Source organism: Aquabacterium sp. CECT 9606 (assembly GCF_918741295.1).
Lineage (GTDB): Bacteria > Pseudomonadota > Gammaproteobacteria > Burkholderiales > Burkholderiaceae_C > Aquabacterium.
The window spans coordinates 658,874-672,468 of the sequence record NZ_CAKKNB010000003.1; the positions used below are offsets into that span (position 1 = coordinate 658,874).

The following is a 13,595-nucleotide window of genomic DNA, read 5'->3' on the forward strand; positions in this document are numbered from 1 at the left end:
CGACTGCTATCTTCAGAACAATCTGTGATAAAGACCCTTCAAAATTGTTTCACACTGCGACAAACTCACGCGATTGCTCGCTCCCACCGCTAGAGACTCAAGGCTGGACACCATCCTCCACCATCACGCTGACTTTCTGGAGGGTGGATACGATAGGTCTGTGTGCCCCATCCGACCAATAAACCTTCAGCGTATGAGGGCCTATATTGACAGGCAAGTCGAAGACGAAAAGGTACCGATGGTGCCCGAGCCGTATAAGCTGCTCATTCGATGGCATCAAAGACTTGCTGTCTACTTCGACATGCAGGTGCGTCCTAACGGCCTGCGAACTCATCGTCAACCGCCGCATGTCGCCAGATGTTTCAAATATCATGGCGAGTTGTTTGCCGACCCTGGCACCATCCGAAGGCATGAGAATGCGTAGCGGCGGAACCACCATCCCTGCGCTGCCAGTCGCCTGACCTTGACCTAGACGTTCCTTGGTAGGGTGGCTGTGGTCATGCACATGCAGTTGGTCGGCAGCACCGCCATGCACAAGGGGAGGGGCCAGCATCAGGGCACCAAGCACGACTGCAAACTGGAAGGTCTTCATATGGATTGAGTCCTTGAACGGCGAGCTGAAATTGAGTCAATGAACATGATCGTCAGGGGAAGGTTTGAGCTGAGGTTCAGCATTAAGCTGAACCAGTTCCGGGAATAATCGATCCAAGTCATCCCAGCCAGACCGATCTTCTTCTGGGATCCAACGTGCCCGGACATAGCCGAAACGGTCAATCAAGAACTCCGCCCTTGCCCAGTCCATTCCCAGGCGGTCAGGAGCTCCGCGATTGGAAGCGGTGCGCGACAAAAGTTCGTACGCGTCCCAGATTTCCTTGCTTGAACTGCCAAGAACAGGGAACGGCAGATCTGATGGGGGTGTTACGCCCACCATTGGCACCACCAATAGAACGGCCGTGCGCAGGCTTTGCAAGCGCGGATAACCCGCCACGAGCCTGCGAATCCGCTCAGCCGACCGCTCATCTCTGTCAAGGAATACCAACAAGACATTGCTGCCCCCCCGGTAGTTCTTGAGTTCGCTGATTTCCGCACTGCCTTCAATGTAGAAGTTTGGCGCACCTAACCAAGCTTGACCGGAAACAACGCGTGAACTGAGTAACCGCCCTTCAAAGCCCTGAGAAAACGCGCGCAAAAAATTGATCAAGTCCCATCGTTCCGAGGTCGACAGCACCTTGCCAAAGCCAGGCATCCCGCTCTCTTGAATACCGTGCGTCAGCCACCAATACACATCGCCTACAGTGTGCAGCGCCGTGTGCGGTTGGGTGAGGTTTGCCGGAATTTTGGGAAGCGAAGAGGCTAACGGTCCATCACCGAGACCGCCGCCACCGTGGCAGTGGATACAATGCGCCTGAAAAAGCGCTCGTCCCTCCGCAATAGATGCAGTGAGATAAGGAGATTCCGAGCGCCTGTAACTGTCCGGGTAGGCCTTGACGGCCAGTATCCATGCGAGTGCTACAGCGCTGGTCACGAAGACAAACAAACCTGATTGGCGCAAGGTACGATGGCGACCAAATGTCGTTGTCAACAGACCTACAGCAAGACAGGCTGCTGCGGTGAGTATCCAAGGGCGTTGCGTAGTCACGATCCATGCCGCATCCAGAGCCCAACGAAATGGCAACCACCAGAACGACGCATCATGCAGCGCTGGCGTTGTCTGACCAAGCCACGCCGCGCACCCAAGCACCCCAATTGCAGCAACGAATTCCATCGCAACATGACGTGCAGCCAAACGCGAAGCCATGGCCAAATTACCGGCCACGCGCAACTGCGGGAGAAAGCCCCTGCGAACACCATTGGCCAGCAATAAAACAACCGCCAAGATGCAAAATTTGGCGACCAGCAAGCCACCATATAGCGTACCAAGCAGGTCTCCGGCATTGTTAATGTAAGTGTCGGCTAGTAACGCACCACTCAATACGATGGTGCACATGGCACCTATTGCCAGCCAAGAAAAGCGTGTCAGCGCATCCTCAAGCTGGGAGCAAGAAAGACCAGATTGTCCATTTGCAAATGCGCGCACGGTCAGCACCCACAACGGTAAGGCGCCCATCCAAATGGCCACAGCCAAGACGTGAGCAATATTCAGAACCAGTGTCCAAGACAGTGCTCCGGCTCCGGCTGCGTGCCCCCCCAGTGGACCAAGAACCAAGTAAAGGGCAGCAAAGCCCGCACTGATTCGCAAAAAAGATCCATGTAATTGTTCGCGCCGTATTATGAGTATTGACGCCAGCAGCAGACAGGAAATAATAGCCCGATAAACCCAAACACGACCAACATGTGTATCGCTCAAAAGCTGATACCAAGCGTTCGTGTTGCCAACAAAACCCCCTAAAATAGAGATTTGCGCTGTCAGCTTACCAAGATGCGCAAAGACCAATAGAAAGCCGGGCAGCACATACAACAAGACATCGACTCTCTTAAATCGAGAGTTAGGCAGGCACGTTGCGCTGGGCAAGCATATGTGACGGAAAACTGTCGTGCCGACGACAACTGAGCCAGCCGCCAAGGTCAACCATTGACACAAGGCGGAGATGAAGCTAATCAACGGCCTTCTCGTGGGCGTTCAAACGAAATCCATACCCATATTCCACTACATGCCCATCCACAGAAAGGACACGATATTTAACCGTGTATGCACCATTACTCAACAAAGGCAGCGGAACATAGATACAACTGGGCTTTTTGGGATCCTTTGCCGGGACTGACAATGGCACCAGCTTGCCCTTCGCGTCTTCAATCGTGACCGTCGAGAAACTAGCCTCTACGTCTTCGTTAAAACACAAACGGATTTCTTTGGGCACCATCGTCAGCACCGCACGGCGCCCCGGTTCGGAGCTAATCATTCCCGCATGAGCCATGGCAATAGAGGGACAAAGTGCAACGCTCAGCACTGTCAGCCCCACTGACGAACGGACTATTTGCCGGATGAAAACAATCATAAATTACCGCCCGAGGCTTGCTTGCCCGACGCTCGGTATTTACGCGAAGTCAGGTAATAGGCCAAGCCTGCCAATCCAAAGGAAAACAGAAAGGCGATGACATAACGACCGTACTGAAGGACGCCGACTTTGAAGGGAAAAACAGAGTGATGTACAACACCGGTTTTCAGGTCTGTAGCCGTCAACATGCCGATATACCACCCCGGCTGGACAAATTGGTGATCGAAGGTGACGGTTCCACGAGGATAGACTGATGGCGCCATTTTGACAACTGTTGCCGCATCAATTTCCTGCTGGGTACCCAAGTCCTCATAACGTCCAGCAGCCTCCCGATTTTTGACATCCCTCAGAACCCGAACCTCGACATTCATTTGACGTAATTCAGACGAAATATAGTCAATCACAATGATTGCGCGCCCGAGCTCTGGGATGTCCTCACAGAACTGCTGTGTGGCACGCACCTCTGGCTGATAGCCGGTAAAGTGCGCCGTCATGTTGGATACCTTCATGATGCACTTATCGTCCTCAATAGACACTCCGCCGTGCGCAAAGACCAGCGAAGGCGACAAGGTAACGAGCAACATGGCAAGTAGCTTTTTCATTACTCACCATTCAACGAAATACTGGGATCATTGGGCCGCCAAATTCAGCCAGATAACGCTGACCACGGTCAGTGTAGAAGAACAGCATGCCGGCCACCACCGCATCGGGTGATGCGATCATCGTGGTCATCCTTTCGGTTTCCCACATGGCATCATCAGCGTAGAGCACCACGCGCTTGGTTTCACCTGCTGCCACTGGGCCACCTTCAACGCGTAGAGCATCAGGTGCGACCAGATCACTCTCGTCGAGAGGCTTGACCTTGCGCACAGCCGAGTTGATGAAACGCAGACTCCCAGCATCAAACTCGCCAATGGAGACGGGTTCATTGCCACGATTGGTGACTTCAATTTCCAGACGAAAACTTCGTCCAGGAATGCGATAACGGGCCTCGATCAGCTTGATCGACACTGGGTTTGGCTCCCGCTCAAGCGAAGGAACCTCCACCCGGCCAGTCTGCAGGGGCGTCGTGATCGGATATTGGTCTTGGGCGTGGAGATAACTGCCTCCGATCAGACTCAAGGTCAGAAGCAGAAACACGGCGGCCATGACGCGATCTATTGGCGTAATCATCTTGTCCGCATCTGCACCCAGCTCCTGCGCACGCTTGAAGCGCGGCACGATGATCGGGCACTTCGTGAGCCAGTAAGCGAACCAAGCTAGACCAACGGCAAACCACAAAATAGACCAGAACTTGACATTATCAAACCCATAGGTCTCCATATCAATGACCTTACCCAGCAGCGTGGTCGCGTTATTCTCGAAATCTGCTGCATTACCGGTAACCTCAACCCAGATTCCGGGGCCGATTATAGGACCCGTGCCCTCAACGTTGATGACTGGGTGGACGTGATAGCGACCAGGTTTACGGGCTTTCAGCTTGACTTCGAAATCATATAGCTCACCCTTGTTGAAGGACGTCGATCGAATCATCGGCGTGCCGTTGACACGAGAGTCGAGTCGAACAAATGAAGGGCCTGGAACACCAATATTAAGAAATGCCGTCCCCTCAATTGAATTCACGTGGTGCGGCCAATATTCAGATGGCATGAACTGCCCCTTGACCATGACCAACTCATTCACCGCCAACTTCGTTGTCGACACCTGCACGTCCATCCAGTGCACGGTTCTCATGCGCAATTGGGGCATCTGTGCGCGTTCGCCATGCGCAAAAGCGGACGAAGAAATGAAGGCACCCATCAGCGCAAACAGCGCAATGCACATTGCAATGATTCTTTTCATATTACCTCCTCAAACAATTTTCCGGATCCAGATCGCCTTCGACCCCAAGTAACCAATCCATATCCAGAACCACAAATTAAGGATATTTAGAAAGCCTGCAAAAACTGCCGTCAACGGCGTCACCGCCTCACCAAAGGTACGAAGCGTTGACTGCTCAATGATGCGCACATATTCAGGAATTGCCGTGCGGATGTATTCATAACCAATTAAATCAGCCACAGTGAGCATCGTGCCATGCAGATTCACTGGCACCATGAAAGGCGCGAGCAAAGCCCAATTGAGTGGATAAATCAGCACACCAAAAGCGAATCCACCAAATAGGCCCGTCCAAAAAAAACTACCCGTCAACAGTAACAAACAGTCCAGTATCAAGCCTAGCCCTATATAGGTTGAAGGCCAGACAAAATTCATCGGAAAATCCGCGAACAGATGAAAATTGAGGTAGCGACTGATCCAAGCGGCGAAGGTCAGGCACAAGATAGACAAGGTTCCACCAAGTGGCAGCCGCAGCTTTGCCCAAAATACATAGGAGAAGACACCTGGCAGAACAGTCAGTGCCAGAGGGGTTACCAGAGGCCACCAACGACGATCACGCCAATCGACCCAATAATCCCAATCACCAACCAGCAAGGCAAAGTGAAAGCTGAAGATACCCGCAAACAGCAAGACAACCAGCGGGATGACAAACAAATCCACCTGGATATATGCCCGTTTTTGCTCCTCGGGTGAAATCATACCCGATTGGGCCAATACCGTATCCGAATCGCTTGTCATTTGTTATTTCCTTAAAACACCGAATGCTCATCAGCTGGTGATTTTGGCAGTTTGGAAAAAAACATCCCGAGCACCAGCCAAATCATTTTATTTTGTAATGTAAACAGCAAAGCGCTTCACTCGGCTTCAGCACTTGCTCAAAGAAAACTAGTGTGCTCAGCTTGCAGAAAACGGCATGCGCATCTCGCGCATGCCGTTTTTAGGTAGAAAGGCCAGAGCCGTCAAATCACATTCAATTGACTGTTTGCAATTTCTTGGCAGTATCGTCATCGCCATGACCGATAACTCTAGTCAACTCGACGATGCGGGTCAACATTTGCACCAGCAAACCTCCAGCCGCGAACGCGGACCACCCAAGCAACACGAATCCCCAGTGGATAGGCGCCGCGAACAACTCTTCAGCATAAAAAAAAGTGTGCCCCCATTCATTCAATCCGAGATTGGGCATGATCATGATCGGGCCAGCCACCAACAATCCAAATGGCAGTGAAATTCGGTTGGCAAACTGCGGCAGTCTTGTGCGCGCATAGATGAAGGCCGAGACGCCAGCGATGATGAACATCGGAATGCCAAAGTAAAATAGCACTATGTGTGTCGGCGTGAAATCGGTATCGCGCACCGTCACCTGGTGCCAAGCGGCATCAGCTTCCGTGAACACCGAAGCCACGAGGTAAGCGATGACAGAGAACAGCAAAATCTGGGCCAGCAGTACAAAATAGCGTCTCAACTCATCCACCGGCTTTAACTGGTCAAGTCGGCGGTCACGCGTCATCAAAAGCCACACACCAATGCTGCACCCCACAAGAGCAAGTACTGGTAGTTGGATATAGAGCAGCCTCATCCAATATTGCTGGAACTCAGGCGAGAAATAGTCTAGCCCGACAGTGAATGCAGTTGCATGCTGGTAAATGCGATAACTGCCAAAAACAACAGCAACCACTAAAAGTCCCAAGAAGAATTTAGCCCAAGGGGCCTTCGGTGATTTGTAGGCTGATGAATTCATTGCGCAACTCCTTTTGAACGAAAGTGCCCGCCTGCACCAGAGCAAACCATGGCGACAGATGCTTTCGTATGTTGCAGAACCCACGTCATCGTTGCTATTAGTAAAATCACTTATGTACTTACCCAGCATTGACGACATCATCGTTACGCCCGAACCTTAAAAGTTACGCGTCACCGCTCTTTTTTTATTGGGTTCAAATCGTGTATCGCAGATGCATCTATCTTTCATGCTCAACAGCACACCTGGCGACGTTCAGCGTTCCTGAACGTCCTCATCAGGCCTACGCCGTCTATGGCGACTCGACTTGCGGGCAACGCGCGCGCTATCCCGTCGGGATGAGCGGCATCCCGGTCACCAATGCCTACGACAACTGCTCAACAGGCTCTACAGCGCTGTTTTTGGCGCGTCAAGCAGTTGAAGGCGATGCTGCGGATTGTGTACAGGCACTAGGCTTCGAACAAATGAAGCCTAGCGCGCTCGGCAGCTACTACAACGACAACCCCCTACCTACCCCCGTCGCGCCGTTTGAAAGCGCCCGTGCGGCGCTAGTGGGCTAGCCTGATGTGTGTGTGCCCCTATATGGTCATCTCTTTTGGCGGCGCTGGCATCGCTCACATGGAGAAATACGGCACCAAGGCCATTCGCCATGCTGCAAATAGTCCCGTGGCACTGTTTCGGAAGGAGGTAACCATGGAAGAAGTCATGAGTTCACCCGCTTTGATTGGGCCTCTGGCCCGTCTGATGGTCTGCCCCCCCACCGGCTGCGGCGCCGCAGTCATCGTTTGCTCGGAAGAATTCGCCAGGGCCAACGGACTAGCCCATCGGGTGAAGATCGTCGCCCGGTTCATGACCACCGACACACCCAGCACCTTTGAAGCGCGGAGCATGATCCAGTTGGTTGGCGGCTATATGACAAGCGCGGCCGCCACCCAGGTTTACACGGTGGCAGGCATTGGCCCAAAAGATGTGAATGTGGTAGAGCTGCACGACTGCTTTGCCACTAATGAGCCACTGACCTACGAGGCATTTGAACTTGAAATAGCACCAGAGGGTGGCGGCGAAAAAATGGTAGCAGATTGTGACAACACTTACGGCTGCCGCGTGGTCACCGATCCTCAAGTGGCTTGTTGTCAAAAGGACACCTTCTTTGAGCCACTGGTCTGGCTCAATGCGCCGAGCTGGTTCAGCAACTCCGGGGAGAAGCAGGCGCTCGCCAAGTGCATGGCGCCAGGGTGGCCTCACAACACAACCTGGGGCTGGGCGGGGCCGGCGTTGTCACGCTCGACCAAGCCTGAGGTGCGCACCAATGATTGATCCCAAACATATTGGTAGGCAATTGCCGCCTGTGGTCTTTGAAGTGGAAAAAGGCCGATTGCGTTTCTTCGCCAAAGCCACGGGAGAAACCCGACCGGAATATCTCGACGAAACGGCAGCGCGAGTTGCGGGCCACTCTAGCCTGCCTGCCCCCCCTACATTTGTCTTCAGTGCCGAGCTTGATGCCGGCAGCATGTTCTCACTGCTCGAAGAATTGCAGGTTCCTTTAACCCAGATCCTTCACGGCGAGCAGGAGTTCACCTACCACGCCCCCATCCACGCAGGAGATCTGCTAACCGTGCAATCGTCCATTGCTGACATCTATGCCAAAAAGGGCGGCGAACTCGAATTCATCGTCAAGGACTCCACGGTTAGCAACCAGCACGGCGGCAAGGTGGTCTCGACCCGTAGCGTCATCGTCGTCCGTCATCCCAGGAAGAAAACGACATGAACGCTGCACGACTTGATACTGTGAAGGTTGGAGATGACCTACCTCCGCTGACACTACCTGCCATCACGCGCACGACATTGGCATTGTTCGCTGGGGCCTCAGGTGACCACAACCCCATCCACATTGACTTCGATTATGCCAAAGCCTTCGGCATGCCCGATGTGTTTGCGCAAGGCATGTTGCCCATGGCCTATCTTGGTCGCCTTCTCACTATCTGGTCACCGCAGTCGCAACTGCGCCAGTTCAAGGTGCGTTTCTCCGCGATGACGCCCGTGGGCGCAAGGCTGACCTGCTTCGGCAAAGTGGTAGAGAAACTGGAGCTCGACAGCGAAGTGCTCGCCAGATTGGAGATTGCCGTAAGCGATGAGCACGGCGTCACCAAACTTGTCGGTGAGGCGCTGGTCGCTCTAGCATGAAACCTTCAATAAAGAACACAGGACACACCAAAATGAAACTTGCTGGCAAACGACGAACGCCACCAGATTGAACCCTGGTGGCGTTTTTGTTCAGGCCATTGAGGGCCGTATTGGTGGCCAGATTTGACCATCACCAAACCTGATCATCAGTCCATCGAATTGGCTGCTCACACTCATTAACCCTGACCTGATGAAAATGATGGAAGCCACCGTGCCGCTGGGTCGCGCCGGCACCCCCACCGAGGCAGCAGGCGCAGTCTATCTGATGTGCATACCCGAATCCGACTACGTCAGCGGCCAGGTACTGGTCTGCGGCGGCGGCTTTTCGATGTAGGACCGCGCCCAATGATCTCCAAAGGCCTGCACTGCGCCCGCCACCAAACCAGCAACTGGCACGAACACCGCTTTACCGGTGAGGGCGGCATCAGCCTCGCTTACGATGAAGCAGGCGATCCCACTGCCTCACCAGTCATTCTGCTACACGGCGGTGGACAAACACGCCACTCTTGGCATCAGACCATGGTGCGTCTTGCCGACGCAGGCTATCATGCCTTAGCTTATGACGCCCGTGGACATGGTGACAGCGACTGGTCAAGTACCGGTGATTACAGCCCGGACGCGTTTGTTGCCGACCTGCGGCAGATCATTGCCAGGCTACCTCAACAACCAGCGCTGGTTGGCGCCTCAATGGGCGGACTAACCTCTTTGGTGGCAATCGGTGAATCTGCAACACCCATCGCCGCAGCCTTGGTTCTGGTGGACATTGCAACCCGGCTGGAGTCCTCTGGCGTGGGGCGGGTGCTGGACTTCATGCACTCGCATACCGATGGCTTTGCGGCACTGGAAGATGCAGCAGTTGCCATTGCCGCCTACAACCCTCAACGCCCCCCACCAAGCGACCTAGAGGGCCTCAAAAGAAATCTTCGCCAGCGAGCCAATGGTCGCTGGTATTGGCATTGGGATCCCCGCCTGCTTGACCACGCGCCACGCAACACCGATGGCGAGGCTTTGCTACTTCAAAATCGCCGCGAAGCTGCTGCCCGTCGAGTCCGCACACCCTCCCTGCTTGTGCGTGGCATGCAAAGCGATGTGGTCAGCGTCGAAGGGGTGCTCGCTTTGCAGGCTCTGATTCCGCAGGCTGAACTGGTACATGTGCCTCGGGCTGGTCACATGGTGGCCGGTGACCGCAACGATGTTTTCGCAGAAGCTGTCATCGCCTTTCTTTGCCGACATTGCCCAACCCTCAGTGCTTCGTGACGTGCCCTACCTCAAGTATTCATTGTATTCCGCGCCCGCATCGGTGCGCGTGAGCGCCATCAAGAAGCGGGAAGGGTCATCGAGCACATCGCAACCTATCCCGGAGCCATTCTTCTCAACCCGCCATCAATACAAAGTGATCGGTCAATTTTGACCGCGCCGACTGGAGACCACCAATGAAGAACGATATAGCGCCCGAGCAACTGATCAATGTCAACGCCGAACACGCCGAAATCGAACGTGTGTTCGAACGTCAATTGGCTTCGGCGTTGCGACTGCGCTCTTCCACTGCGCATGATCGCTTGGTCAAGATAGAGCAACTCAAGCGTGCTGTGTTGCGACGGCGCGAAGAAATCCAGCACGCTGGCGCGCTGGATTTTGGCAAACCTGCGGCAGAAGTCGATCTGACCGAAATTTTGCCGGTGGTAGCCGAGGCGAATGACGCACGCCGCCATCTCCGCAAGTGGATGCGCCCTCACCGGGTATTGCCCACTTTGCTGATGTTTGGCACCAGCAGCCATGTGCGGTATGAGCCCAAGGGGCGCTGTCTGATCATCTCGCCCTGGAATTATCCAGTCAACCTGACTTTGGGGCCGCTAGTGTCAGCCATCGCGGCGGGCAACACAGCGATCATCAAGCCTTCGGAAATGACGCCGCACCTCTCCGCAGTGATCGTGGAGATTGTGCGGGAAGTGTTCTCTGAGGATGAGGTCGCCATCTTCGAGGGCGATGCCTCGGTGTCGCAGGTTCTGCTCGATCTCCCCTTCGACCACATTTTCTTCACCGGTTCTCCAGCGATCGGAAAGGTGGTGATGGCGGCTGCAGCCAGACATCTCACCAGCGTCACATTGGAACTTGGTGGCAAAAGCCCAACCGTGATCGACGAAACAGCTAACCTTGACGCAGCCGCATCGAACCTGATGTGGTCCAAGTTCGTCAATAACGGACAGACCTGCATTGCGCCAGACCACGTGTACGTGCATGACTCGGTGAAAGACAAGTTCGTGCAGAGTTGCAAGAAGGCTCTAGAAAAAGCCTTTGGCGACGCGACGGGCCCGAACTCGGCCCATCGGGCATGCATCGTCAATCAGCGCCATACCGAGCGCATCGTGCGGTTGCTTGATGACGCCAAGGCGCGTGGCGCGCGCACCCTTGTTGGTGGTGCCTATAACCTGGCTGAACGCTACATTGCGCCAACCCTGCTAGACAACCTGCCTTCCGACGCTGCGATCATGGAGGAGGAGATATTCGGGCCAGTACTTCCGATCTTTGGCTATCGCGATCTCGACGCAGTGATCGCCGCCATCAATGCTGGCCCGAAACCATTGGCGCTCTACCTTTGGAGCCATGACAACGCCAGCATCAACAAGGTGTTGCGCGAAACATCATCCGGTGGCGTGTGCATCAACCACAGCGTCGTGCAGGCCCTGCATGGGCGGCTACCTTTCGGCGGGGTCAACAACTCCGGCATTGGCAATTCACACGGCGCGTATGGCTTCAAGGCTTTCAGCCACGAGCGAGCTGTCGTGAGAGCACGGCTGATGCTAGCTTCCGTTTTCTATCCACCTTACAGCAAACTGTCACGCAGGTTGATCTCAATGGCGTTTCACATAGTGTAGAGAGCGGCTCAGCTCGCTTGAGTGGGTAAATTCGTGTCTACGCGAACGCAATAGCGGGGCGCCAAATGCCGGACTTGAAATCAGTACGGAAAGACTCTTTTCACATTCAATTTTTCAGGAGAAAAATCCATGGAATTTGACTACGTTATCGTAGGGGCCGGTTCGGCTGGTTGCGTGTTAGCAAATCGACTTAGTGCAGACCCCGGTGTGCGGGTCTGCCTGCTCGAAGCGGGCCCATCAGACAACTCGGCGCTGATTCGCACACCGATGGGCGTTTTGGGACTGCTGACCACGCGCTGGTACAACTGGTACTTTAATACTGAACCCGATGCGCAACTCAATGGTCGCCGCCTGTACTGGCCGCGCGGCAAGACGCTGGGCGGCAGTAGCTCCATCAACGCAATGGTGTACATGCGCGGTAACCCCGCAGACTATGACGCATGGGCTGCACAGGGCAACACGGGCTGGAGTTACCAGGATCTGCTGCCACTGTTCAAGGAGCACGAGAACAATGAGCGCGGCGGCTCGGCCTTCCACGGCACAGGCGGGCCGCTGAACGTGGCAGAAGTGCGCTCGCGCAACCCGCTGTCTACGATGTTTATTGAAGCCGCTCACCAGTGCGGGATTCCCAAAAACACCGATTTCAACGGAGCGATTCAAGAAGGCGTGGGTTTTCATCAGGTCACACAGAAGAACGGCGAACGCTGGAGCAGTGCGCGAGCATTCCTTCACCCTGTCATGCAACGCCCCAATCTCAAGGTATTCACAGATGCCCGCGCGACACGCCTGCTATTCGATGACAAGTGCATCAAGGGTATTGAGTACGTACGGGATGGTCGCACCGAACGCCTTGAGATCACGAAGGAAGTGATCCTGTCTGGTGGAGCCATTAACTCGCCACATTTGCTGCTGCTCTCAGGCGTGGGCCCCGAGGCCGAACTGAGCAAGCACGGTATTCCGCAGGTTCACGAGTTGCCTGGCGTTGGGAAAAATCTGCAGGATCATCTGGACATCACCGTCATGATCCGGGATCGCAAAAAGCTCGGTATTGGCGTGGCGCTCTCCTTCCTGCCACGTGCGGTGTCCGGTGTTTGGCAATACCTGCGGCGGCGCGAAGGCCTTCTAGCCAGCAATGTGGCGGAGGTTGGCGGCTTCGCCAAACTGGCACCAGACTCGACGCTGCCCGAAATCCAGTTCCACTTCCTGCCGACGTATCTACGCAACCATGGCCGGGATCTCGCCCCAGGCTACGGGGCCACCCTGCACGTATGTCAACTGCGCCCTAAAAGCCGCGGGTTCATCGGGCTCAAAAGTGCCGACCCAGTGGCTGACCCACTGATCCAGTCAAACTACCTGACTCACCCTGAAGACTGGAGCGAAATGATCGCTGGGCTCAAGTTAGCCAGGAAGATCTTGGCCGCGCCCGCATTTCGAGACATCAACGATGGCGAAGTGGCACCCGGGTCCGAAGCACAAAGCGATGAGTCATTACGCGCCTACATTCGCGACAAGGCCGAAACCATTTATCACCCAGTTGGCACCTGCAAGATGGGTAACGACGCACTTGCCGTTGTCGATGCGCAACTGCGTGTTCATGGTTTGATCGGTGTTCGCGTTGCGGATGCATCGATCATGCCCAGCTTGATTGGAGGCAACACGAACGCGCCGACCATGGTCATCGGCGAGAAGTGCGCTCGGGCGATTCTCTCTTCAGTTTCCGTATTAGGCCTCGCGCAGGACCTCAACGCAACTGCACGGGGTATTTAGCACTGATCGAGGGGGCCCTCCAAATGCTGGAACAAGCAATGACAGCTAGGCTCATCCCGAAGAAACAATTGAGGCAGTTTTCGTGATAATTCATCCAACCACTCTGTCAAGCTCATCCATAAACTGCCGAAGAACATTCATAGCTGAGCAATGGCA

General features: G+C 54.6%; 12 protein-coding genes and 2 pseudogenes. 7 read left to right on the top strand and 7 right to left on the bottom strand.

Going from position 1 to position 13,595, the window contains the following annotated elements:
• Positions 1 to 97 precede the first annotated feature (97 nt).
• The 7 genes from LQ232_RS15630 to LQ232_RS15660 all read right to left on the bottom strand — a co-directional run bounded on the left by LQ232_RS15630 (position 98) and on the right by LQ232_RS15660 (position 6,615).
• Positions 98 to 592, bottom strand: coding sequence for a hypothetical protein (locus tag LQ232_RS15630; RefSeq protein ID WP_230181270.1), 495 nt, complete (start codon positions 590 to 592; stop codon positions 98 to 100).
• Positions 593 to 628: 36 nt separating this feature from the next.
• Complete coding sequence (locus LQ232_RS15635) at positions 629 to 2,452, bottom strand: CopD family protein (RefSeq protein ID WP_230181611.1); 1,824 nt, start codon at positions 2,450 to 2,452, stop codon at positions 629 to 631.
• A gap of 142 nt (positions 2,453 to 2,594) precedes the next feature.
• A complete protein-coding gene (locus LQ232_RS15640; RefSeq protein ID WP_230181272.1) occupies positions 2,595 to 2,996 on the bottom strand; it encodes a copper resistance protein CopC in 402 nt (133 codons plus the stop codon).
• A complete protein-coding gene (locus LQ232_RS15645; RefSeq protein WP_230181273.1) occupies positions 2,993 to 3,598 on the bottom strand; it encodes a hypothetical protein in 606 nt (201 codons plus the stop codon). Before LQ232_RS15645 ends, LQ232_RS15640 begins: the two co-directional genes overlap by 4 nt.
• Positions 3,599 to 3,608: 10 nt before the next feature.
• Entirely contained in the window at positions 3,609 to 4,838 is a 1,230-nt protein-coding gene (gene amoB, locus LQ232_RS15650; protein WP_230181274.1) for a bacterial ammonia monooxygenase, subunit AmoB, read from the bottom strand.
• Between the two features lie 9 nt (positions 4,839 to 4,847).
• Positions 4,848 to 5,612 carry a methane monooxygenase/ammonia monooxygenase subunit A gene (locus LQ232_RS15655; RefSeq protein WP_230181275.1) on the bottom strand — a complete coding sequence of 255 codons (765 nt, stop codon included), beginning with the start codon at positions 5,610 to 5,612 and terminating at the stop codon, positions 4,848 to 4,850.
• A gap of 232 nt (positions 5,613 to 5,844) precedes the next feature.
• Complete coding sequence (locus LQ232_RS15660) at positions 5,845 to 6,615, bottom strand: methane monooxygenase/ammonia monooxygenase subunit C (protein WP_230181276.1); 771 nt, start codon at positions 6,613 to 6,615, stop codon at positions 5,845 to 5,847.
• A 197-nt stretch (positions 6,616 to 6,812) separates the two neighbouring features.
• On the opposite strand from LQ232_RS15660, the pseudogene LQ232_RS15665 reads away from it, so the two are divergent.
• The 7 genes and pseudogenes from LQ232_RS15665 to LQ232_RS15695 all read left to right on the top strand — a co-directional run bounded on the left by LQ232_RS15665 (position 6,813) and on the right by LQ232_RS15695 (position 13,439).
• Positions 6,813 to 7,910: pseudogene (locus LQ232_RS15665) on the top strand (lipid-transfer protein).
• An 11-nt stretch (positions 7,911 to 7,921) separates the two neighbouring features.
• The gene (locus tag LQ232_RS15670; protein WP_230181277.1) at positions 7,922 to 8,380 is read left to right on the top strand and encodes a MaoC family dehydratase N-terminal domain-containing protein; all 459 of its coding nucleotides are present in this window, start codon (positions 7,922 to 7,924) and stop codon (positions 8,378 to 8,380) included.
• A complete protein-coding gene (locus LQ232_RS15675) occupies positions 8,377 to 8,796 on the top strand; it encodes a MaoC family dehydratase (RefSeq protein WP_230181278.1) in 420 nt (139 codons plus the stop codon). Before LQ232_RS15670 ends, LQ232_RS15675 begins: the two co-directional genes overlap by 4 nt.
• 175 nt (positions 8,797 to 8,971) lie before the next feature.
• Positions 8,972 to 9,130, top strand: a pseudogene (locus LQ232_RS15680) (SDR family oxidoreductase); the annotation flags it as partial.
• Between the two features lie 11 nt (positions 9,131 to 9,141).
• Complete coding sequence (locus LQ232_RS15685) at positions 9,142 to 10,053, top strand: alpha/beta fold hydrolase (RefSeq protein WP_230181280.1); 912 nt, start codon at positions 9,142 to 9,144, stop codon at positions 10,051 to 10,053.
• A gap of 176 nt (positions 10,054 to 10,229) precedes the next feature.
• Positions 10,230 to 11,672, top strand: coding sequence for an aldehyde dehydrogenase family protein (locus LQ232_RS15690; protein WP_230181281.1), 1,443 nt, complete (start codon positions 10,230 to 10,232; stop codon positions 11,670 to 11,672).
• A 129-nt stretch (positions 11,673 to 11,801) separates the two neighbouring features.
• Positions 11,802 to 13,439, top strand: coding sequence for a GMC family oxidoreductase (locus tag LQ232_RS15695; RefSeq protein ID WP_230181283.1), 1,638 nt, complete (start codon positions 11,802 to 11,804; stop codon positions 13,437 to 13,439).
• Positions 13,440 to 13,595: the final 156 nt, after the last annotated feature.